At 74.8% G+C, this 21,642-nt stretch carries 20 protein-coding genes and 1 pseudogene; 10 read left to right on the top strand and 11 right to left on the bottom strand.

What is annotated here, in order from left to right:
• Positions 1-283 precede the first annotated feature (283 nt).
• Positions 284-1,081: a hypothetical protein gene (locus ACIRD3_RS09115; protein WP_402213493.1), complete on the bottom strand. Its 798-nt coding sequence runs from the start codon at positions 1,079-1,081 to the stop codon at positions 284-286.
• 231 nt (positions 1,082-1,312) lie between these two features.
• Between ACIRD3_RS09115 and ACIRD3_RS09120 the strand changes: the two genes are divergently transcribed.
• A complete protein-coding gene (locus ACIRD3_RS09120; protein WP_402213495.1) occupies positions 1,313-2,974 on the top strand; it encodes an alpha/beta hydrolase in 1,662 nt (553 codons plus the stop codon).
• Between the two features lie 36 nt (positions 2,975-3,010).
• Here ACIRD3_RS09120 and ACIRD3_RS09125 read toward each other — a convergent pair whose 3' ends face one another.
• The 4 genes from ACIRD3_RS09125 to ACIRD3_RS09140 form a co-directional block, all read right to left on the bottom strand.
• Positions 3,011-5,560 carry a SpoIIE family protein phosphatase gene (locus tag ACIRD3_RS09125; protein WP_402214020.1) on the bottom strand — a complete coding sequence of 850 codons (2,550 nt, stop codon included), beginning with the start codon at positions 5,558-5,560 and terminating at the stop codon, positions 3,011-3,013.
• Between the two features lie 224 nt (positions 5,561-5,784).
• On the bottom strand, positions 5,785-7,623 hold the full coding sequence (locus ACIRD3_RS09130) for a M1 family aminopeptidase (RefSeq protein ID WP_402213496.1): 1,839 nt from the start codon (positions 7,621-7,623) through the stop codon (positions 5,785-5,787).
• A 143-nt stretch (positions 7,624-7,766) separates the two neighbouring features.
• A complete protein-coding gene (locus tag ACIRD3_RS09135) occupies positions 7,767-8,120 on the bottom strand; it encodes a hypothetical protein (RefSeq protein ID WP_402214022.1) in 354 nt (117 codons plus the stop codon).
• 147 nt (positions 8,121-8,267) lie between these two features.
• A complete protein-coding gene (locus ACIRD3_RS09140; RefSeq protein ID WP_402213498.1) occupies positions 8,268-8,897 on the bottom strand; it encodes a maleylpyruvate isomerase N-terminal domain-containing protein in 630 nt (209 codons plus the stop codon).
• Positions 8,898-9,101: 204 nt separating this feature from the next.
• Here ACIRD3_RS09140 and ACIRD3_RS09145 point away from each other — a divergent pair, with 204 nt between their 5' ends.
• The 4 genes from ACIRD3_RS09145 (at position 9,102) to ACIRD3_RS09160 (ending at position 12,197) form a co-directional block, all read left to right on the top strand.
• Positions 9,102-9,728, top strand: coding sequence for a LysE family transporter (locus ACIRD3_RS09145; RefSeq protein WP_402213499.1), 627 nt, complete (start codon positions 9,102-9,104; stop codon positions 9,726-9,728).
• 156 nt (positions 9,729-9,884) lie between these two features.
• A complete protein-coding gene (locus ACIRD3_RS09150; RefSeq protein ID WP_402213501.1) occupies positions 9,885-10,652 on the top strand; it encodes a TetR/AcrR family transcriptional regulator in 768 nt (255 codons plus the stop codon).
• A 105-nt stretch (positions 10,653-10,757) separates the two neighbouring features.
• The gene (locus tag ACIRD3_RS09155; protein ID WP_402213502.1) at positions 10,758-11,087 is read left to right on the top strand and encodes a hypothetical protein; all 330 of its coding nucleotides are present in this window, start codon (positions 10,758-10,760) and stop codon (positions 11,085-11,087) included.
• Between the two features lie 15 nt (positions 11,088-11,102).
• The gene (locus ACIRD3_RS09160) at positions 11,103-12,197 is read left to right on the top strand and encodes a M14 family metallopeptidase (protein ID WP_402213503.1); all 1,095 of its coding nucleotides are present in this window, start codon (positions 11,103-11,105) and stop codon (positions 12,195-12,197) included.
• A gap of 76 nt (positions 12,198-12,273) precedes the next feature.
• Here ACIRD3_RS09160 and ACIRD3_RS09165 read toward each other — a convergent pair whose 3' ends face one another.
• From ACIRD3_RS09165 to ACIRD3_RS09180, 4 genes are all read right to left on the bottom strand, one after another.
• The gene (locus ACIRD3_RS09165) at positions 12,274-13,653 is read right to left on the bottom strand and encodes a hypothetical protein (RefSeq protein ID WP_402213505.1); all 1,380 of its coding nucleotides are present in this window, start codon (positions 13,651-13,653) and stop codon (positions 12,274-12,276) included.
• A 1-nt stretch (position 13,654) separates the two neighbouring features.
• Positions 13,655-14,434, bottom strand: a complete 780-nt coding sequence (locus ACIRD3_RS09170) for a hypothetical protein (protein WP_402213507.1) — start codon at positions 14,432-14,434, stop codon at positions 13,655-13,657.
• Positions 14,431-14,712 carry an ABC transporter permease gene (locus ACIRD3_RS09175; RefSeq protein ID WP_402213509.1) on the bottom strand — a complete coding sequence of 94 codons (282 nt, stop codon included), beginning with the start codon at positions 14,710-14,712 and terminating at the stop codon, positions 14,431-14,433. The genes ACIRD3_RS09170 and ACIRD3_RS09175 overlap by 4 nt, the downstream gene beginning before the upstream one ends.
• A 343-nt stretch (positions 14,713-15,055) precedes the next feature.
• Entirely contained in the window at positions 15,056-15,682 is a 627-nt protein-coding gene (locus tag ACIRD3_RS09180; RefSeq protein ID WP_402213511.1) for a TetR/AcrR family transcriptional regulator, read from the bottom strand.
• A 202-nt stretch (positions 15,683-15,884) separates the two neighbouring features.
• Between ACIRD3_RS09180 and ACIRD3_RS09185 the strand changes: the two genes are divergently transcribed.
• The 4 genes and pseudogenes from ACIRD3_RS09185 to ACIRD3_RS09200 all read left to right on the top strand — a co-directional run bounded on the left by ACIRD3_RS09185 (position 15,885) and on the right by ACIRD3_RS09200 (position 19,538).
• A complete protein-coding gene (locus tag ACIRD3_RS09185; RefSeq protein ID WP_402213513.1) occupies positions 15,885-16,643 on the top strand; it encodes an SDR family oxidoreductase in 759 nt (252 codons plus the stop codon).
• A 113-nt stretch (positions 16,644-16,756) separates the two neighbouring features.
• Entirely contained in the window at positions 16,757-17,512 is a 756-nt protein-coding gene (locus ACIRD3_RS09190; protein ID WP_402214024.1) for an SDR family oxidoreductase, read from the top strand.
• Complete coding sequence (locus tag ACIRD3_RS09195; RefSeq protein ID WP_402213514.1) at positions 17,509-18,480, top strand: NADPH:quinone oxidoreductase family protein; 972 nt, start codon at positions 17,509-17,511, stop codon at positions 18,478-18,480. Before ACIRD3_RS09190 ends, ACIRD3_RS09195 begins: the two co-directional genes overlap by 4 nt.
• A gap of 70 nt (positions 18,481-18,550) precedes the next feature.
• Positions 18,551-19,538, top strand: a pseudogene (locus tag ACIRD3_RS09200) (ADP-ribosylglycohydrolase family protein).
• 275 nt (positions 19,539-19,813) lie between these two features.
• On the opposite strand, the gene ACIRD3_RS09205 reads toward ACIRD3_RS09200, so the two are convergent.
• Positions 19,814-20,635, bottom strand: a complete 822-nt coding sequence (locus ACIRD3_RS09205; protein WP_402213516.1) for an NAD(P)H-binding protein — start codon at positions 20,633-20,635, stop codon at positions 19,814-19,816.
• A gap of 106 nt (positions 20,636-20,741) precedes the next feature.
• On the opposite strand from ACIRD3_RS09205, the gene ACIRD3_RS09210 reads away from it, so the two are divergent.
• Positions 20,742-21,155, top strand: a complete 414-nt coding sequence (locus ACIRD3_RS09210; RefSeq protein ID WP_402213518.1) for a winged helix-turn-helix transcriptional regulator — start codon at positions 20,742-20,744, stop codon at positions 21,153-21,155.
• 10 nt (positions 21,156-21,165) lie between these two features.
• On the opposite strand, the gene ACIRD3_RS09215 is transcribed toward ACIRD3_RS09210, so the two are convergent.
• The gene (locus ACIRD3_RS09215; RefSeq protein WP_402213520.1) at positions 21,166-21,627 is read right to left on the bottom strand and encodes a hypothetical protein; all 462 of its coding nucleotides are present in this window, start codon (positions 21,625-21,627) and stop codon (positions 21,166-21,168) included.
• Positions 21,628-21,642 lie beyond the last annotated feature (15 nt).

A 21,642-nucleotide genomic window follows, 5' to 3' on the forward strand; every position in this document is an offset into this window, starting at 1 on the left:
GTGAACGTCTCCACCCACACCGGCTCAGCCCGCAGCACCCCACCCATACAGCAGAAATGCCCTGTCTCCGCCCTTCTGCAACAAGCTTTAGGGCCGGCCACCTCCACGTCGGCACCCCGTCCCTCGAAGTCTCCGAGGCGCGCCGGCCATGACGGGGGCAGGCCCCGGTCCCGTGGGCACGCCCGCCCCGCCCTGCCGGGGGTCGCACCGCCCGGGGATCCCCCCTCCCCCGGGCGGCGTCGGTGCAACGTCAGCACGGCCTCGGGGCGGCCGCGCCACGGCGTCAGCGCGGCGGGCGCCGGTGGTGGTCGCCGCGCAGCACGAGCGCGGGCGTGTCGGGATCGTAGGCGCCACAGGCGGTGGCTGCCCAGGCGGACCACTGCTGCGGCACCGCGTAGTACGGCACCAGGAGCGGGCCGCCGCCTCGGTCGGCGGCCCCGGCCGGGAGCAGCGCGGGCAGCACGTCCGGGTCCTGGCCCGCCAGGATGGCCCTGCGGCAGGAGCGGCAGGCCGGACGGCGGTCCGCGGCGGCCTCCCGGGCGCCGTGGGTGGGGCGCTGGCGCTGCTTCCTCCCGGGCCGGTCGGGCGCGGCGGCGGGGACGGCCGGGCCGTGCAGCGGGTTGTAGAAGCAGCGGACGGCCGGCGGCCCGGCGCGCCGGCCGGCCAGCAGGGCGTGCGCGGCGGCGAGCCGCTCGACGGCCTGTTCGGCCAGCACGACGGCGGCCGCGAGGTCGGGGAGGTCGGTGTGCGGGTCCTCGGCCTGCTCCAGCAGCCGCCCGGCGGCCTCGAAGGTTTCCAGCGCCCACAGGTACGCGGCGCGGGCGGCGGACTGCGCCGCTCCGGTGGACTCCTCGGCGGGGAGCCGCAGTTCGGCGGCCCGGAAGAGCTCGCCGGCGGCGGTCACCCGCTGCGCGGCGATCCGGGCGAGCCGCTCGCGCAGCACCTCCCACTCGCCCAGCACCAGCTCCCGCCGCTCCCGCTCGGCCCGCTGCCGCTCGGCCCGTCCCCTCCCGGGACGGCGCCCGGCCTGCTCCGGCGGGACGGACAGCAGCCTGACGAACCACCAGCGGCGAAACACCACGCCTCCGACACCACGATTCCGACACCCTGATCAGGACAACGGGATCATTCTGCGCCCGGCCCACCGCGCTCTGGAACACCGGGCCCGCCCGGTGACCCCATCGCCCTGGGCTGACCGACCCGCCACCCGGTGGGCCCCGTCGCCGGGACGGGTGCCCCCTGGGCCTCCTCACCGAATCTTCAGGCACCCCCGGGCAGGCTGGCGCCAAACCCCACCCCGGGAGTCACCCTCATGACCTTCACCACGCCCCGGAACCGCACCGCGCTCGTGCTGTCCCTGGCCGTCCTGGGCGCCGTCGCCCTCGCCGGATGCGGTCCCGACGGACCGGCCGGAGCCGCCCCGCACGGGAGCCACGACTCCGTACCCCGCGCGCTCGGCGCCTTCTACGGGCAGAAGCCGGCCTGGAGCGCCTGCGGCGACCGGGAATGCGCCTCCCTGACCGTGCCGATGGACTACGCCCACCCCGACGACGGCAGGACCTTCACCCTCCCCCTCGCCCGGGCCCGCGCCAAGGACCCCGGCACGCGGATCGGATCCCTCCTGATCAATCCGGGCGGCCCGGGCGCCTCCGGGGTGGCCATGCTGGAGGGCGGCGCGGCGGACTCCTTCGGCACACCCGTCCGCGCCCGGTTCGACATCGTGGGCTTCGACCCGCGCGGAGTCGCCGGAAGCACCCCGGCCATCGACTGCACCGAGGGCGGCACCACCCCGGACACCGGCGGCAGGGCCGACGGCGAAGGCCGCGAGGACACCGGCGGGCTCTACCCCCGGACCGACGAGGAGCGCAAGGCGGCGCTCGCCGACGCCGACCGCACCGCCCGGGCCTGCCAGGCCCGCAGCGGCGCCGTCCTGCCGCACGTCGGGACCTCGGACGCCGCCCGTGACATGGACGTCCTGCGGGCCGTGCTCGGCGACGAGAAGCTCACCTTCCTCGGCTTCTCCTACGGGACCAGCCTGGGCACCGCCTACGCGGAGCTCTTCCCGCAGCGCGTGCGGGCCCTGGTCCTCGACGGCGCCGTCGACCCGTCCAAGGACTGGTACCAGCGCTCCGTGGAGCAGTCGGCGGCCTTCCGCGCCGCCGTGGACGAGTACGCCCGGCGCTGCGCCGAGATCGCCAAGGACACCTGCCCGGCCGCGACGCCCGACGCGATCCGCCGGCTCATCGACGACCTCTACGAGCGGGCCGCCCGGCGCCCGCTGCCCGTCACCGGCACGGCCGACCGCGTCGACCTGCGCACCCTGCACAGCGTGATCACCCTGTCGATGTACACCCCCGAGGACCAGTGGGCGGACCTGTCCGAGGCCTTGAAGGCCGCCCACGGCGGCGACGCCGGCAAGCTCGCGGCGCTCGCCGACGGGGGCCAGGGCGAGCCCGCGGGCCCGGGCGCCTCGGCAGGCGCGGGCAAGGGCGGAGACACCGGCAACGGCACCGGCACCTGGAAGCCCCCGCTACGCGGCTCCCGGCCGACCGGCCCCGAGCACGACGACTCCGACGACGCCTTCACCGCCGTCAACTGCCTCGAAGTGACCCACCCGAGCGACCCGCAGGCCTACTGGGAGGCCCTCGACAAGGCCTACCGGGAAGCCGGCGTCTTCGGGCCCTCCGGCCTGATCGACGAACTGGTGTGCCGCACGTGGCCCGCCACGGCCCGCGCACCCCACACCGTCGACGCCAAGGGCGCTCCCCCCGTCCTCGTCGTCGGCACCACCGGCGACCCCGCCACGCCCTACGCCGACGCCCAGGGCCTCGCCCGCCAGTTCCCCGCCGGCATGCTCCTGACCTACCGCGGCCCGGGTCACACCGCCTACGGGCGCAGCAACGCCTGCGTCGCCGACGCCGTGGACGCCTACCTCACCGACCTCCGCCCGGTCCCCACCGGCACGACCTGCTGAACCCCACCGAAGCCGCCCGGCCCCGCCGGGGACCCGTCACGGGAGGGTCTGCTCGGACCAGATGACCTTGCCGCCCGCCTCGTAGCGGGTGCCCCAGCGGTGGGCCAGCTGGGCGACCAGGAAGATGCCCCGGCCGCCCTCATCGGTGGTGGCGGCCCAGCGCAGGTGGGGGGCGGTGCTGCTGCCGTCGGAGACCTCGCAGACCAACTCCGTGCCGTCCCGCAGCAGCCGGACCCGGACGGGCGGCGCGCCGTAGCGGATGGCGTTGGTGATCAGCTCGCTGAGGATCAGCTCGGCACCGAAGGCGATCTCCTCCAGCCCCCAGGCGTCGAGCTGCTCGACGCAGGCCGAGCGGACCCGCGAGACCGCCGCCGGGTCGATCGGGACGTCCCACTCGGCCACCTGGTCCGGTGCGAGCCGGGCGGTGCCGGCGACCAGCAGGGCGACGTCGTCCGCCGGGTGCGGCGCCAGCACCGCCCGGGTCACGGTTTCGCAGAGCTCGTCCGGGGAGCGGTCCGCGCCGCCGGTCAGGGCGGATCGCAGCCGCTCCAGGCCCTGGTCGAGGTCGTGGCCGCGGTCCGCGATCAGGCCGTCCGTGAAGAGCACCAGCCGGGAGCCCTCCGCGATGGGCAGCTCGACGGTCTCGAAGGGGTGGCCGCCGACGCCGAGCGGCGGGGAGGCCGGGACCTCCGGGTACTCCACCGTGCCGTCGGGGCCGACCAGGGCGGGCCCGAGGTGCCCGGCCCGGGCGAGGGTGCAGATCCCGGACGTCGGATCGTAGACCGCGTACAGGCAGGTGGAGCCGGTGATCGCGGTGGCGCCGGCCTCCTCGTCCAGCTGGGAGACCAGCTCGTCGAGGCGGCCCAGCACCTCGTCCGGGGGGAGGTCGAGGGCCGAGAAGTTCCGGATCGCGGTGCGCAACCGGCCCATGGCCACCGCCGCGGCGATGCCGTGACCGACCACGTCGCCGACCACCAGGGCGGTCCGCAGGCCCGGCAGGGCGATCACGTCGAACCAGTCGCCGCCGACGCCGGCGTGGGCCGGCAGGTAGCGGTAGGCCAGGTCGAGGGCGGTGCGCGGGGGCAGGTGGCGCGGCAGCAGGCTGTGCTGCAGGGCCACCGCCGTGCCGTGCTCGCGGGTGTAGCGGCGGGCGTTGTCGATGGAGACGGCGGCCCGGGCCGCCAGCTCCTCGGCGAGCAGCAGGTCGTCGGGGACGAAGGGCGGGCTGTCGGCGGTGCGGCGGAACTCCGCCAGGCCCAGGGCGTCGGCGCGCACCAGCAGCGGCACGGCGATCACCGAGGGCTCGCCGGCGGAGTCCAGGACGGCGCGGCCGCTCTCCAGGCAGCGCGCCTGCGCGCTGCCCTCCGCGAGGGTGACGCTCCCGCCCGCCGGTGCGCCGTCGGGCACGCCGCGCAGGGCGGCGCGCCGCAGCTCCGGTTCGGCGCCGGCCGGTTCCTCGCCGCGGGTGACGGCCTCCAGGAGGTCGACCGCGACGGTGTCGGCGAACCGTCCGACGGCCACCTCGGCGAGCTCCTCCGAGGTGCGGGTCATGTCCAGGGTCCGGCCGATCCGCATGCCCGCTTCGTAGAGCAGCCGCTGCCGCTGCCCGGCGGCGGCCACCCGGTCGGTGAGCTGGTGCAGTTCGGTGGAGTCCCGCAGCGTCACCACGCTGCCGGGCTGTCCGCCGTACGGGGCGGTCGGGCGCTTGTTGACCGCCAGCGAGCGGTCGCCGGCCTGGTGGACCCCGTCGGTGACCTCCTCGGCGGAGGCGAGCAGCGCGACGGTCTCCGGGTCGAGCCCCAGCTCGGCGACCGGCTGGTGTTCGGCGTCGGGCGGGAGGTCGAGCAGTCGGCGCGCCTCGTCGTTGGCCAGCAGCAGCCGGCCGTCCCCGCTGATGATCAGAACCCCTTCCCGCACGGCGTGCAGCACGGCGTCGTGGTGCTCGTACATCCGGGCCAGCTCGGTCGGGCCCAGCCCGCGGGTCTGGCGCAGCAGCCGGCGCGAGGCCAGCACGGTGGCGACCGCGGACAGCGCCACGGCGGCCGCGGCCCCGCCGAGCAGCACCGGCAGGCTGGCACCGACCACCGAGTTGACCCTGCCGACGGTGATGTTGACCGCCACCACGGCCTCCGGCCTGCCGTCCGGGCCGAAGACCGGCACGGCGGTGGCGATCGAGCGGTAGTCGGGCTGGTCGAGGTCGAAGGTGACGGTCTGCCCGGCGAGCAGCTTGGGGAGGACGTCCCGCGCGACCGACGGCGGCGGCGAGTAGGGCTTGCCGACGTAGTCCGGGTACGGAGAGGTCAGTTGGACGAAGGAGGTGTTGAAGACGACGATCGAGTCCACGCCGGTCGCCCGGCGCACCGCCTCGGCCTGCGGCTGCAGGACGGCCGAGGGGTCGGGGCCGTCGATCGCCTGGACCAGGCCCGGCGCGTGGGCGAAGGACTCGGCGACCCCGCGGGTCACCTGCCGGGCGCTGCCGACGGTGCTGGAGCGGGCCTGGAGCACCATCGCGATGACGGCGGTCGCCACCAGGAGCAGCACGATCACCAACTCCACCGCCAGGACCCGGCCGGCCAGGCTGCGCATGGTCAGCAGCGAGCGCAGCCCACCGGCCTCCCGTAGCCCCGGCGCTCCGGGATCGAGGGGCGACGAGGACGGGCGCCTGCGTCTGAGCACACCCCATCTTTAACGTTCGCGCCCACGCGCGCGCAAGCAGCGCGCACCACAGATCCCGAGGTCAGGACGGGCCGAACGGTGCCGCCCCCGGCCGGAGGCCGGGGGCGGCGGGGTGAACGCGGTCTGCTCGCTTCTCAGCCCTCGATCCGGTGCTGGGTCCAGAAGGAGGTCAGGTCCACCGTGGTGGCGGCCTGGGCCGCGGCCTTGAACTCCGCGGTGGTGGAGACGCCGTACCAGTGCGCCTGCGCGTAGCTCCGCAGCAGCGTGGTCATCGCGCTGTCGCCGATGGTCCGCCGCAGGTCGTGCAGGGCGCACTTGCCGTAGCCGTAGATGACCGTGGAGTAGCGGGAGGAGTTGGCGTCCCAGTACGCCATGGAGTCGGTGATCTTCTCCGCCGAGGAGGCCCAGGAGACGCTGTTCCAGCAGCCGTTGCCGGTCTTGCCGAGGGCGAGGTCGGTGGCGTAGTCGGTGAAGGCCTCGTCCAGCCAGGGGGCGTTGTACTCGTCGTCGCCCACGATGCCGTACCACCACTGGTGGGCGATCTCGTGGGTGAGCGCGGTGGTGCTGACCAGGTCGAGCACGAAGCCCGGGTACTCCATGCCGCCGAACCAGAAGTTGTTGTCGATCACCGCGTCCAGTTCGCCGTACGGGTAGGCCCCGAAGCGCTGGGCGTGGGCGTCGACGGCCGAGGTCGCGGTGGAGAGCATCGACTTGGCGTCCGTGCTGCTGATCCCCGCCACCGAGTAGACGTTGACCTTCACCCCGGCCGCGGAGGTGCCGGAGATCTTGGTGAACGGCCCGGCGCCCCAGGCGAAGTCGCGCACCTTGCTCGCGGTCGCCTTGGTGACGGTCCGGCCGGCCGCGCCGGGGGTGTCGACCGAGGTGCCGGTCGCGGGCACCAGCAGGCCGCTCGGGTGGTCCAGGGTGACGGTGAAGTCCGCCGCCACCGAGTAGAAGGACTCGCCGTTGTTGGTGTACGGGTCGAGGTGCCAGCCGGCCCCGTCGCGTATCGCCAGCACGGGCAGCGCGTTGCCGAGGAAGTTGTACGCGCCGTCGTGGCCGAAGCGGTCGGCGCCGCTGGGGACGGTGATGGCGAGGTCGAAGCCGACCGTGCCGCTCTGCCCCTGGGCGAGCGGCGCCGGCAGGGTGACCTTGAGCGCGGTGCAGTTCACCGTGAGCGGGGAGGGCGTGCCGCCGGTCACGTTGGTCACCGTGATCGGGGTGCTGGGGCAGCTGCCGTGCCAGTTGTCCCACAGCCGCAGGTAGACCTCGTTCAGCGGGCCCGGCGAGGCGTTGCTGAAGGTCACGCTCTCGTGCCCGGTCCAACTGCCGCCGGAGGCGTCGCTGGTGAGGTTGACGGTGTACCCGGGCGCGGCCGGGGTGCGGGTCGGGTCCCCGGGCTGGGGCGGGGTGGTGCCGCCGCCGGAGACGTCCAGGGTGATGTCGTCCAGCACGAAGCTGGTCTGCAGGCTGGAGTCCTCCACGCCGGTGAAGGAGAGCGTTCCGCTCTGGCCGGCGAGGGCGGAGACGTCGAGGGTCTTGTGCACGTACCCCGCCTGGGCGTCCAGGTTGGAGTAGGTGGCCAGGGTGGTGGAGCCCAGCTTGACGGTCAGTTTGTCGTACTGGGTACTGGTGGTCGTCTCGGCGGTGTCGACGTGCAGCCAGAACCCGAGCGTCGCGGTGCCGCACCCGGTGGGGAGGGTGAGGGACTGCGAGAGCGCGTCGGTGTGGGTCGAGCCGTAGCCGTCGAGCCAGGCGTAGGAGCTGCCGGAGTGCGCGCTCTGGCCGCTGTCGGCGGTGATCGCACCGCTCGGCGCCGTCCAGGGCGAACTTCCGGACTCGAAACCGCCGTTGGAGACGACCTGGGCGGGTGTGCAGTCCGCGGCGCTCGCCACATTGGGGGTGGCGAGCGCCGTGAGGCCGGCTGCCGCGAACAGGGCGGCACCGGTCAGGGCATGCAGGATTCTTCTCATCGGAACCTCTCGTGGGGAGCGGGCCGGAAGCAGCAGCGTGACAGCAAACCCGCACCTTTGAAAAGGTCATGACACTAAAGCGGCACCCCGCCGGGCCCGCGCCGACACCCGCGCCGACACCCGCACGGGCATCAGCGCGGGCATCAGCGCGGGTCGACCAGCTCCTGGGCGAAGACCGTGCCGAGCGGCTCCGGACCGATGTACTGCTGGCAGTTGCACGGCCGCGCCTCGTACTGCAGCGGGCGGCGGTCGGCGTCCCAGGCCGTCGGGGCCTCGACCTCCTCGTGGCACCGGCCCTGCTTGTCGTGCTTGGCCAGGTGGTGCGTGCAGCCGCAGATCGGCTCGGGCGGGCGGTTCGCCGCCTCCAGCGCCGCGTGCTGCCGCTCGGTGGCGGCGAGCAGCTCCATCTTCCGCTCGTGCCGCACCTTCAGCGCCTGCCTGGCGTCCTTGACGATCCATCCGCTGCCGTACAGGACGACCGGCAACACCCACCACATGCTGAGGACGTGGTCCACTGAAACTCCCCCCGATCGGGCCGACACCGGCCACCACACCGACCGCTGATCATACTGCTGACCAGCACGTACCGACCCCGCCGGGGCGAGGCCGCGGCGGCCGGACGACCGGCTCGGCCTGCGGCCGGCTCAGCGGATGACCGGGAGCACCGTCGCCGCGCCGCGCCCGGTCGCCGCCTCGATGAAGGCCACCGGGTCGGCGACTTCCGCCAACAGGGCGCTGGTCGCCCGCAGCGCCCCGTCGGCGGGCGGCGGGCCGCCGACGGCCGCGATCAGGTCGAGCAGATGGACCGTCGCCTCCATCAGTGCCACCTCGCCCAGCGCGCCGACCGTCACGCTGCCGAGCAACGGGTGCGCCACCACGGTCCCCGGCGCCAGGTCGCCCGTCGCGGCCAGGCCCGCAGGGCCCTCGACCCCGAACCGCGCGATCAGCTCCGCCGGGCCGGCCTCCTCGGCGGTCCGCCTCGCCGTCTCGGCGATCTCTCCGGCGGCCGTGTGCGCCAGGCCGCCGGGCCGGTTGTAGGCACGCAGGACCGCGGCGCCCGTGGCCAGCTCGGCCGGCCCCACCAGGACGGCTGCGCGCAGCCCGGTGAACATCTCCGGCACCGGCGCCGCGTGCGCGTACAGGTCGCGGACGGTCCACCCGGGCAGCCGGGTCGGCCGCTCCCAGTCCGCGGCGTCCAGCGCCGCGCCGCGCTCCGCCCAGGAGCTCCAGGCCTCGGCCAACAGGGCCCGCACCGGGTCGTTCTGACTGCGCATCGGTCCTCCTCGGGACGGTCACCAGCGGGACGGGCCCACGCTACCCGCCGCCCCGAAAACCACTTGCCGTCCCCGCGCGCGGGCCGCCAGGATCGCCCCCATGACCGACTCCCCCGCCCGCCCGCTGCCCGTGACCGCCGCCGCCCGCCCGGCCCCGGTCCAGCAGCGGCCCGGCCGCCCCCGGAGGCCCGACGCCGCACGCGCGTGAGGGCCGCGCTGGTCGCGGGGCTGCTCGCCGGGTACGGCGTCGCCGTCCCGGTGGGGGCCGTCGGGGCCTACGTCGTCGCGCTCACCGCGCGGACCTCGCTGCGCACCGGCGCCTGCGCCGCCCTCGGCGTGGCCGCCGCGGACGGGCTGTACGCGCTGGTCGCGGCGGCCGGCGGCGGCGGGCTCGCGCCCCTGCTCGAACCGGTCGCCGGACCGCTGCGGATCGGCTCCGCCCTGGTACTGCTCGCCCTGGCCGCCCACACCGCCCACACCGCGCTGCGCCGCCGGGCCGGGGCCGCCGCGCCGCCCGAGCAGACCCCTCCCGCCCCCGGCCGGGCCTTCCTCACCCTGCTCGGGATCACCCTGCTGAACCCGCTCACCGTGCTCTACTTCGCCGCCCTCGTGCTCGGCGGCGGGGGCCAGGACGCCGCGACCTCCGGCACCCTCGCCCGGGCGGTGTTCGTCGCCGCCGCGTTCGCCGCCTCCGCCAGTTGGCAGCTGCTGCTCGCCTCGGGCGGCGCGCTGCTGGGCCGTGCACTGACCGGCCCGCGCGGGCGACTACTCACCGCACTCGGCTCCTCGGCCCTGGTCGCCTGGCTCGCGGTCCGGCTGTTGGTCGCCTGACCAGCGCAGGCGCCGCCGTGACGGATCGGTGGCGGCGCACCCGTTTATGCCCGATTTCTACCTTGTATCCTGGTCTTGTATCCGCTGAGTGACATCCGTCGGGAACACCCGTCGAGAACACCCCCCTGCCAGGCAGCGATCCGGAGGAGTGCGGACATGGTTGAGCGGGACGGCACCGAGAAGCGGGGGCGGCTGAGCCGGCCGCAGGTGCTGGAGGCCGCCGTGGCGCTCGTCGACCGCGAGGGCCTGGGCGCGCTGACCATGCGCAGGCTGGCCACCGAGCTGGGCGTCGAGTCGATGGCCCTGTACCGCTACACCCCGGGCAAGGAGGCCCTGCTCGACGGCCTGACCGAGGCCTACTTCACCGAGGTCAACGCCCGGCTGCGGACCAGCGCCGCGAGCGGCCCGCGGCGGCCCGAGCGGCACCACCCCGAACGGCGCCGGCCCGAACCGCAGCAGCCCGAGTGGCGGCAGGAACTGCGCCGAATCGCCCGGGCGTTCGCCGAAGTCGCGCACGCCCACCCCGAGATCCTGCCGCTGGTCGCGACCCGCCCGCTGACCGTCCCGGTGACGCGGCGGCCGGCGCCGGTGCTCGAACTCACCGAGCACATCCTCGCGGTGCTCGGCCGGGCCGGCTTCGACGACCCGACGGCGCTGACCGTCTACCGCGCCTTCGTCGCCTGGAACCTCGGCTGCCTGCTGGTCGACAAGCGCCAGGTGGTCGACAACCCGGAGGAACCGGACCCGGCCCTGCGGCTGGGCCTGCACCGGCTGTCGGCGGCCGAGTACCCGCGGCTGCGCGCCCTGGTGCCCCGCTTCGCCGACTTCGACGACGACGACGAGATGCTCCGCGGCCTCGACAGCCTGCTGGACGGGATGCCGCAGCCTCCCCTTGACGCCTTCTACGGCGGCGACGCATCCTGAGGATACGAGGTACACGTCGGACATATCCTCTGATAACGGCGCCGCGGAGCGAGCCGCCAGAGACCGCTCCGGTCACGCTCCGTCGGCGCCCGGGAAGAAGTCCCCATGTCCGCCGTTCCGAACGAACCATCCCACGACGACGTCCTGCGACTCCGCGTCACCGCCAAGGACCCGGAGACCCTGCGCGCACTGCTGCACGAAACCCGCTCCGACACCGGCGGACGACCGCACGTCGAGGCGGACGGCAGCATCGGCATCGACGTCTACGCCACGGCCGCCCAGGTGCCCGCCCTCGAACGCGAGGACGTGACGGTCACCCGGATCGGCAACGCCAGCGAGGCCGGGCGCGCCGCCCAGGCCGAGGTCGGCGACGGCGACCTGTTCGCCGCCGACGACGCCGTCCCGCACGGCCTGGCCGCCAAGCTCGCCCGCTGACCCGGGAGGCCCGTCATGCCGTACCTGAACATCACTTCGGTCGAATCCGCCGTGACCAGCCTGGCCACCGCCCACCCCGGCCTCACCCAGCTCATCACCCTGCCCGACACCACGTACGAGGGCCGCACCTCCCACGCGCTGAGGATCAGCACGCCCGCGGTGGCCCCCAAGGACTGCGTGATGATGATCGGCGGCGTGCACGCCCGCGAATGGGGCAGCTGCGAGGTGCTCATCCACTTCGCCGCCGACCTCCTGGAGGCCTTCCAGGACGGCACCGGCCTCGGCTACGGCGGCACCACGTTCACCGCCGACCAGGTCGAGTCGCTGCTCCGCCGACTGGACGTGGTCGTCTACCCGCTGGTCAACCCCGACGGCCGGAACTACAGCCAGACCGTCGCGCCGATGTGGCGCAAGAACCGCAACCCGGCCAACGCCGGCGGCAATCCGCACCCCGCCTGCGTCGGGGTCGACCTCAACCGCAACTACGACTTCCTCTTCGACTTCGCCACCGCCTTCGACCCCAACGCCAACCCCCAGGTGTCGGCCGACCCGTGCCACCCGATGCTCTACTGCGGGCCGAGCGCGTTCTCCGAACCGGAGACCCGCAACGTCCGCTGGCTGCTGGACCAGCACCCGCGGACCAGGTGGTTCGTGGACGTCCACAGCTACGCGCAGGACATGCTCTACAACTGGGGCGACGACGACAACCAGTCGGTCGACCCGAACATGAACTTCCTCAACCACCAGTACGACGGCAGGCGCGGACTGCCGGGCGACCTCGCGTACGCCGAGTACATCCCCAAGGGCGACGAGGACACCGCCCGGCTGCTCGCCGAGGCCTTCTGCCAGGCCGTCGAGGGCGTGCGCGGCGTGCCGTACAAGCCGATGACCGGCTTCCACCTCTACCCGACCAGCGGGACCAGCGACGACTACGTCTACGCCCGCCACTACACCGACCCCCACCGGGGCAAGGTGCTCGGCTTCACCGTCGAGTGGGGCAACGACGCGGCCCACTCGCCCAACCCGTTCCACCCGCCGTGGGCGGAGATGGAGCGGATCGTCCTCGACGTGGACGCCGGGCTGGTCCAGTTCTGCCTGTCCGCCGCCTGACCCACCCCCGAACCACAGTGCCCGACAGCAGGGCGCCCGCCACGGGTCCTCGTGGCGGGCGCCCTGGGGTGTGCGCTCAGGCGGCCCGGTGGAAGAAGAACGGGTCGATGGACGGCGGGACTCTGGTGATGGTGTCCGTGCTGAGCAGTTGGTGGGTGGTGAAGTCGGCGTTGCGCTGGTACGTCACGCCGACCGGGAAGTTGGCCAGGTCGGGGGTGTTGTTGCCGGAGAAGATCCCGTAGAAGTCCCTTCCGACGGTGATCATCCGCAGGTAGTCGCCGAGGTACGGCAGGTTGAACCCGGCGGGCGGGACGTCACCCGGAGCCTGGTGCAGCACGAGACGCTCCTGGGTCTGGAACAGGTCGTCGGTCAGCTCCAGCACGGTCGACCACTGGTTGTGGACCAGTTGCTGGTAGACCAACCCGACCAGGCCGTCGGAGTTGACCGCCAGCGCCGGGTTCTTGCCGTTGACGACGTCCGGGTGCGCCACGGCCCAGCTCGCTCCCCGGTCCGCCGAGTGCCGCACGTGCAGGACGTAGTCGGTGGGGGCGTTGCCTCCCTGGTTGTCGCACCAGGCGATCCATGCGCTGTTGGCATCCGTCTGGTCCACCGCGATCGCCAGGTCCGCACCGGTGCGCTCCTGGCCCAGCGACGGCACCTGCACGTTGAACCGCACCTTCCGGCCGGCCACCACCCGCAGGCCGACCTCGCCGTCGGCCGGGTCCAGCAGGTCCTCGAAGGGGTTCGGTCCGATCCCGCCCTTGTCGTCGCGGGTCACCACGACGTCGAAGGTGACGACGCGGGTCGGGCTGAAGGCGGTCCAGCGCTGGTACGCGGTGTAGACCGTCCCGTCCGGGTGGACCGCGATCCGGATCGGCGGGCCGTCGTGGACCGTGTCCCGGCGCCGGTCGAGCCGGACGGTCGTGAAGTCGGCCTGCCCGGTGGCCGTGCGGCCGTCGCTCGCCACGTCCACGGTGGCGGGCCGGGGCTCCTCGGAGGAGTCGTTGTTGCCGACGTAGACCCGGTCGGCGCCGGTCCCGTTCGCCGCGACGGTGGTGGCGACGACCCAGGGCTGGTCCTCGTCGCTCCGGTCGACGATCTCGTCCATCGGACCGGGCGCGCTGACGTCCGGCATCCGCAGGATCTGCAGGTCGCTGGTCTCACCGTTCAGGATGCCGGTGTAGAGCCGGCCGCCCTGTCCGCCGAAGCCGACGCTGATGTCCCCGGTGCCGCGGCCCCCGTTGCCGGGGACGACGCTGTTCAGCACCCAGGTGTCCCCACCGTCGGTGGAGACGTAGATCGGGGCGAACGGGCCGCCCATCGGATCGGGGGTGAAGGCGCTCGCGACCATCTCCTGAGGGTTCTCCGGGTTGACCGCGAGGCTGGGCTCACTGTCCAGGCTGCGGTCGCCGCTCAGCGCCTTGGGAGTGATGTTGACGACCTTGATGGTGGGCATGTCAGCTCACCTCCGTACCTGACAGCACGGCGAGCTTCTGCACCGGCTGGACGTCGTCGTGGTGGAGCAGCCGGAACGGCGCGTACGCGGCCAGGTGGCTGCCCTCCGTCGAGTGGAGGAGCCACACCGCCTCCTGCCCGGCGTTCGGGTTGGGCACCTGGCGCCAGCGGATGTCCGTACTGCTCGGGTAGACGAACGCGGCCGGTCCGGGCTCGACGGCACCGCGCTCGACGATCGAGACGTTGACGCCGGCGCGCCACCAGTGCGGGGCGTGCTCGGAGAAGTCGGCCAGTCCGAGGTCCTCCAACCCGGTCACCGTGCCGACCACCACGGCGTCCGCCTCGGCCGCGTGCGCGGCGATGTCCTCGTTGCGGATGGTGCGCTGCACGGACGAGAACGGCAGCTCGTCGGCGGAGGCCGCCGCCATCGAGATGTGGCCCAGGACGGCACCGACGGGCAGCCTGGCCACCTCGGTGACGCCCAGGCCCTCGCCGTAGACCATGCCCCGGGTGAAGAACGCGGCCGCTTCGCCGACCGCCATCGGGCCTGCGTCGGCCGCCAGTTGAACGGTGACCTCGTTGCCCGCGAGCTGCCGGAAGGCTTCGGGCGCGTGCAGCACCTGGTCCACCCTGACCACGGCCGTCAGGTCGTTCCGGGCCTCGACCGGGACGGCCGCGAGCGACGTGCCGCCGATCCGGGTCACGGTGCCCGAGAAACTCAGCGGGGCCCGCCGGACGAGATCGACGAGCTCCTCGTGCGTGACGGGTGTCATGTCCGTCATGACGATCCTCCTCCCCACTCACCGCGCGGTGCCGGGGCGGGGTGCGCCCGGCGCCACTCGATCCGGGCGGCGAGCAGGCAGGCGGCGGTGACGGCGGCCGCGAGCGCGACCACCAGCCATTCCGCCGCGCCGCTGCCGGCGTCCGGGTCGGCGCCGAGGAGCGTCTCGATCCACTCCGGCCACACCAGGGTGAGCAGGAACAGCAGTCCGGACAGCCCGCCCAGGGCCGTCTCCAGCCAGAAGCGGGGCCGGACCGGACTCGATTGTCGGAAGGGCATGTCTGCGCCTCCCCTTCTCCGACCGCCCGGGCCGCGCCGGCGGCGCGGCGCGCGCCGTACCCGTGCCGCCGCGCGGTGGCGGCGGCACGACCCGGCCGGTCCGGCCCGGGTCGGGGGTTGCTCCGGGCGGCGCCGCCGGTCGGGGGGCGTGGTCGCCGCCGGGAGGTGAATCGCTTCGATCCGCAGTGTCGGGCTGCGGTGGGAGTGCGCCGGGGAGGGCTCGCGGTGTCACCCTGCGTGCCGGCCCCGGGCGCTGTACGCCTACGAGGCACACGTACTTCGTATACGAGTCTGCGCGCGCCCGAGGGGCTGGTCAAGGGAGGGGGCGGGGGCCGGCCCGGAATCAGATCCGGGCGCCGAGCATCCGCAGCACCAACTCGCCGTAGCGGCGGCCGAGTTCCTCGGGGGTCTCGGTGGAGCGGTCGGTGTACCAGCGGGAGACGTCGATGCCCAGCGAGGTGACCGCGCGGGCCGCCGTGCGCACCTCGGAGACCTGGAACCCGCCGCTCGCCGCGCCCGCCTCGATCAGCGCGCTGACCTCGCGCTCGATGTCCAGCCGCAGCGCCGCGACCACCGCGTAGGCGTCCTCGGGCAGCGCGTGCAGCTCGTAGTTGACCACCCGGCCGACCGTCCGGGCCCGGGCGTGCCAGGCGGTGAACTCCTCGACGAGCCGCCGCATCCGCTCCGCCGGGCCGCCGCCCCCGGCCACGGCCCGCCGGACCAGGGCCAGCGTCGCGGCGTGCCCGGCCTGGCTGATCTCGGCCAGCAGCGCGGCCTTGGACTGGTAGTGGATGTACAGCGCGGCCGGGCTCATCCCGGCGGCGGTGGCGATGTCCCGGGTGGTGGTGGCGTGGAAGCCGCGCTCCGCGAACGACTCGACGGCCGCCTGGAGCAGCCGGTACGCCGCCTCGGGGCGGGTGTCGGCGCCAGGCAGGGTGGGCCAGAGGTCGGCCATCGGGGTGCTGGTCATGGCGCCATCCTCCCAGAGATCGCGAACCGGAATTCGTACAGGCATTCCCGTCGGGCCGTCCGCCTGCCCGTCCGCTGGGCTTCCGCCCACCTCGTGGCGCCCGGCGGGCGGGCTGTTGACAGGCTCCCGCACCGACACCATGCTGAGCAAGCGCTTAGTCAGCGATGGTAGTCGGATCCTCGCACGAAAGGCAGGACGCTCCGTGGTGCACTCCTTCAAGGGCCGGGTGGCCGTCGTCACCGGATCGAGCCGGGGCATCGGTCTCGGCATCGCGCGCGAACTGGTCGACCGCGGCGCCAAGGTCTGCCTCACCGCCCGCAACCCCGAGCCGCTGGCCGAGGCCGTCCAGGACCTGGGCGGCCCGGAGAACGCCATCGCCGTCGCGGGCAAGGCCGACGACCCGGCGCACCAGGAGGAGGCGATCGCCCGCACCCTGGAGGCCTTCGGCCGACTGGACCACCTGGTCAACAACACCGGCATCAACCCGGTCTACGGCCCGGTCCTGGAGACCGACGAAGCCGCCGCCGCCAAGATCATCGCCGTCAACGTGCTCGGCCCGCTGGCCTGGACCCGTCGCGCCCACGCCGCGTGGATGGGCGAGCACGGCGGCTCGATCGTCAACGTCGCCTCGATCGCCGGCATCCGCGCCTCCGCCGGGATCGGCATGTACGGCGTGAGCAAGGCCGCGCTGATCCGGCTCACCACCGAGCTCGGCGCCGAACTCGGCCCGCAGGGCATCCGGGTCAACGCCGTCGCGCCCGCCGTGGTCAAGACCAAGTTCGCCGAGGCCCTGTACGAGGGCCGCGAGGAGCAGGTCGCCGCCGCCTACCCGCTCGGCCGCCTCGGCGTCCCCGAGGACGTCGCGGGCGCGGTCGCCTTCCTGCTCTCCCCGGACGCCGGCTGGATCACCGGCCAGACCCTGGTCGTCGACGGCGGCGTCACCCTCGGCGGTGGCATGTGACGGCCACCGACTCCGCCGGGCACTCCGCCGGGCAGCCCGCCGACCGGGGCGTCGGCCGGCCCGCAGGGCAGTCCACCGGACAGTCCGCCGGGCAGTTCGCCGGCCAGGGCGTCGTGGTCACCGGTGCCGGGCGCGGGATCGGGGCCGCACTGGCCCGGGCCTTCGCCGCCGCCGGGGCCCGGGTCGTGGTCAACGACCTGGACGGTGAGGCGGCCGACACCGTGGCCGCGGAATTCGGCGGCACGGCGCTGCCCGGGGACGCCGCCTCCGCCGAGGGCCTGGCCGAGCTGGTCGGGGGCGCCCGGGAGGCGCTCGGCGAGATCGACCTCTGGTGCGCCAACGCGGGCGTCGCCCCCTCCGGCGGGGCCGACGCGCCGGCCGCCGCCTGGGCGACCGCCTGGGAGGTCAACGTGCTGGCGCACGTGCGGGCCGCCGAACTGCTGCTCCCCCGCTGGCTGGAGCGCGGCGAGGGCCGCTTCCTCGCCACCGTCTCCGCCGCCGGGCTGCTCACCAGCCTCGGCTCCGCCCCGTACGCGGTCAGCAAGCACGGCGCGCTCGCCTTCGCCGAGTGGCTCTCCGCGACCTACCGCCACCGCGGGCTCAAGGTCCACGCGCTCTGCCCGCAGGGCGTGCGGACCGACATGCTCGCCTCGACCGGCGCCCTCGGCGAGCTGATGCTCGCCCCGACCGCCCTGGAGCCCGAGGACGTCGCCGAGGCGACGCTCGCCGCACTGGGCGAGGAGCGCTTCCTGATCCTGCCGCACCCCGAGGTGGCCGAGTACTACCGCGTCCGCGCCACCGAGCCGGAGCGCTGGATCGGCGGGATGAACCGGCTGCAGCGGGAGCTGGAGAAGGGCGGCGCGCTGTGAGGGCCTGGCAGGTCGGCGAACTCGGCGAGCCGAGCGCGGTCATGCGGCTCGTCGCGGAGGTGCCGCCACCGGTGCCCGGCCCGGGGCAGCTGCTGGTCCGGGTGCGGGCCGCCGCCGTCAACTTCCCGGACGCGCTGATGGTGCGCGGGCAGTACCAGGTCCGCCCGCCGCTGCCGTTCACCCCCGGGGTGGAGCTGTGCGGCGAGGTGGCGGACGGCCCCCGGCGCGGTGAGCGGCTGATCGGCAACCCGGTGCTGCCGCACGGCGCCTTCGCCGAGTACGCGCTGCTGGACGCCGCGGCCGCGTTCCCCGCGCCCGAGGCACTGGACGACGCCGAGGCGGCGGCCCTGCACATCGGGTACCAGACCGCCTGGTTCGCCCTGCACCGGCGGGCCCGCCTGCGCGCGGGCGAGACCCTGCTGGTGCACGCGGCGGCCGGCGGGGTCGGCAGCGCGGCGGTCCAGCTCGGCCGGGCCGCCGGCGCGCGGGTGATCGCCGTGGTCGGCGGCGCGGCCAAGGCGGAGGCGGCCCGGGCGCTCGGCGCCGACCTGGTGGTGGACCGGACGGAACGGGACTTCGTCGCCGCCGTGAAGGAGGCCACCGACGGGCGCGGCGCGGACGTGGTCTTCGACCCGGTCGGCGGCGACGCCTACACCGGCTCCACCCGGTGCATCGCCTTCGAGGGCCGGATCGTGGTGGTCGGCTTCGCCGCCGGGCAGATCCCGGCGCCGGCGCTCAACCACGCCCTGGTGAAGAACTACGCGATCCTGGGCCTGCACTGGGGCCTCTACAACACCCACGACCCGCGCGCCGTCCGGGCCGCGCACGACGAGCTGACCAAGCTCGCCGACCAGGGCACCGTCCGGCCGCTGGTGAGCGCCCGGGTGCCGCTGGCCGGGGCGGCGGGCGCCGTCCAACGGGTCGCCGACGGGCTGAGCACCGGGCGGATCGCCGTCCTCGGCGACTGACCGTCACCGGTCCTGCCGAGCCCGGCGAAACCGGGTGCGGCAGGACCGTCGCCCCTGCCACGATGCCCGCATGACATCCGTATCCGCTGCTCGTGACGCGCTGGAGGGCCTGGCCCTCGGCGACGGCTTCGGGGAGCGCTGGTTCCCCCTGTTCCGGTCGCCCCAGGAGGCGTTCCGGCAGATCCGGGCCCGGCGGACGCCTGAGGAAGGGCCCTGGCACTGGACCGACGACACCGCGATGGCGCTGTCGGTGTTCGGGGTCCTGACCGCCTTCGACGCGGTGCACCAGGAGCGGCTGGCCGAGGCCTTCGGGGCCACCTACCGGGCCGACTCGGGCCGCGGCTACGGGCACGGCATGCACCTGCTGCTGCCCGAACTCGCCGCCGATGCCGCGAGTTGGCGCACCAGGGCGCGCGAGCTGTTCGACGGGCAGGGCAGCCTCGGCAACGGCGCGGCGATGCGGGTGGCCCCGCTGGGCGCCTGGTTCTCCGCGGACCTGGCCGAGGCGGCCGAGCAGGCGGCGCTGTCCGCCGAGGTCACCCACGCCCACCCGGAGGGCGTGGCGGGGGCGGTGGCCGTCGCCCTGGCGGCGGCCCTCGCCGCCCGCGGCCGCGCTCCCGTCCGTGCTGCCACGGGTGCCCTCGGTCCGTACTGCCGCGGGTGCTTCCGACCGTCCCTCGGCGGGTGCCGAATTGCTGACCGAGGTGGCCGACCGCACCCCTGCGGGCGAGGTCCGCGAGGGGCTGCGCCGGGCCGCCGAACTGCCCGCGGCCACCCAACCATGGCGCGCCGCCGACCTGTTGGGCAACGGCCAGCGGATCCGGGCGAGCGACACCGTCCCGTTCGCCCTGTGGTCCGCCGCCCACCACCTGGACAGCCTGACCGACGCCCTGTGGACCACCGCCGAGGGGCTGGGCGACGTGGACACCACCTGCGCCATCACCGGCGGCGTGGTCGCGGCCCGCACCGGCCTCGCCGACGTGCCCCCGGCCTGGCTGGCCCGCCGCGAACCGCTCCCGGCCTGGGTCGCCCGCGCCACGGCGGAGGCGGCCTCTTAGGGCGGGCCCTGGCCTTTGCCCGCGCTCTTGGACACCCGGCACTCCCTGGTGCGCGGGTCCCCTGTGGAGCGGCAGTGACTGCTGCGGCGCCCTGAACGGAACCTCGCCTCCCACTTGTGGCGAAGGGATGGCGGTTCGTGCCGCGCCCGGTGAGACTGTCCGGGCCGGGGACGCGCGGGACCCCGCGCACCCGTTGCTCTGCCCGTGACCGGGTGCTACGCCCGGTCGGCCCGGGACCGGACACCGGGCGTCCGGGCCGGGCTCGCGCGCGGAGGTCAGCGCCCGGCGGCGATGACCTCCAGGGCCGGGCGGGGCTCGCGGTCGAGCAGTGCCGCGAGGTCGCCCGGCCCTCCCGGGCCGGCCAGGAAGCCGTGGGCGATCGCCGAGTAGGTGCCCACCACCATCGGCACCTGGAAGTCCAGCGCGTCCGAGGCCGCCACGGCTGCCCGTGCCTCCTCCAGCCGGCCCGGGCGGTACTCCACGCCGAGCGCCTCGGCCACCTCCGCACCGCCCAACGCCCGCTCCCCCACCAGCTCGTACGTCCGGCCCACGTGCTCGGAGGGTGCCAGGGCCACCGTCACCGCGACGTCCGCGAGGTCCGCCCGGGCCACCGCGGCCAACTTGCCGTCGCCGAGCGGCGCGCTGATCACCCCGTCCGGGCCGGGCGCGGCGATCGCGCCCAGCAGCTCGGCGTACAGGCCGTTGCGCAGCACCGTCCACCGCAGGGAGGCCGACGCGCGCAGCCGCCGTTCCGTCCAGCGGTGGGCGAGGGCGTACGGCAGGTGGTCGCCGTCGCCGGAGAGGCTGGTGTAGACGAGGTGCTCGACGCCGGCCCGCTCGGCCGCGGCGACGGCGGCGCCGTGCCGGGCGATCACCACGTCGTCCTCGGCGGCGCCGGCGGAGATCAGCAGCAGCGTCCGCACGCCCCGGAACGCCGTGTCCAGCGTGTCCGGGCGGTCGAAGTCCACCAGCCGGGCGGGCACGTCGGCGGGCACCCGCTCCGGGGTGCGGGAGCCCGCCACGACGCCCTCCCGTCCGGCGAGGCGCTCCAGGACGAGCGCGCCCAGACCTCCGTTGACACCGGTGACGAGCAGCATGGGTTCCTCCGGGGATGATCGGTCGTCGGCGGCCCTCGTGGGCGACCCTCGTGGGCGACGTGACCATCCTCGGTAGCCTGGGCGTCCGGCGTAAGGAGGCACTTCGATGTCAGCAGGGCACACCGCGGTAACCACCCCCCGTCCGGTGGTCTGGTGCGAGGACGGCGTGGACTGCGGGATCCGCGACCTGCTGGACCGGCTCGGCGACAAGTGGTCGGTCCTCACCGTGGTCGAACTCGCCCAGGGCGTACGGCGGTTCCGTGAGCTGCAGCGCGCGCTGCCGGGCATCTCGCAGCGGATGCTCACGCTGACCGTGCGCCGGCTGGAGCGCGACGGCCTGGTGTCGCGGACCGTCCACCCGACCGTCCCGCCGCAGGTGGAGTACGAGCTGACGCCGCTCGGCCACAGCCTGACCCACCTGGTGCGGGCGATGGCGGACTGGTCCTACGAGCACCACGGCGCGATCGTCGACGCCCGGCGCGCGTGGGACGACGCGAACCCGGGCTCGGAGCTCAGGTAGTGGCCGGGCCTCAGCCGGTGACCTCCACGGTGACCTCGTAACCGCGCTGCTCGGGCGGGCAGTTGAGGGCCTCGCCGCAGGAGGTGCGGGTGGCGGTGAGGCGGGCGGTGCCGGCGGCGCGGGCGGTGAAGGCGGCGGTGACGGTGCCGCAGCCGCCGCCGGGGCGGCAGGAGGGGGACGGCGCGGTGCTGGGGGCGCCGGTCGGGGCGAGGACCTCGGGGGCGGAGCTGGTGGCGGCGGACCAGTAGGTGCTGTGGAGCGCGAGCGTCAGCGTCGTGCCGACGGCGACCCGCACGGTGGTGTGGTCGGCGTGCTCGTCCACCGTGACCGCCGCGGGGCTGGGGGCGGCGGGGCTGGTCGCGGCGGGGCTCGTCGCGGCGGGGCTCGTCGCGGTGGAGGCGCAGCCGGTCAGGGCGAGCAGGGTGAGCAGGGCGGCGGCCAGGGCCTGGGGGGCGGGTCTTCTCGGGTTCACGGCGGTTCCTCGGGT

It is taken from the genome of Kitasatospora sp. NPDC093550 (assembly GCF_044764985.1).
Taxonomy (GTDB): domain Bacteria; phylum Actinomycetota; class Actinomycetes; order Streptomycetales; family Streptomycetaceae; genus Kitasatospora.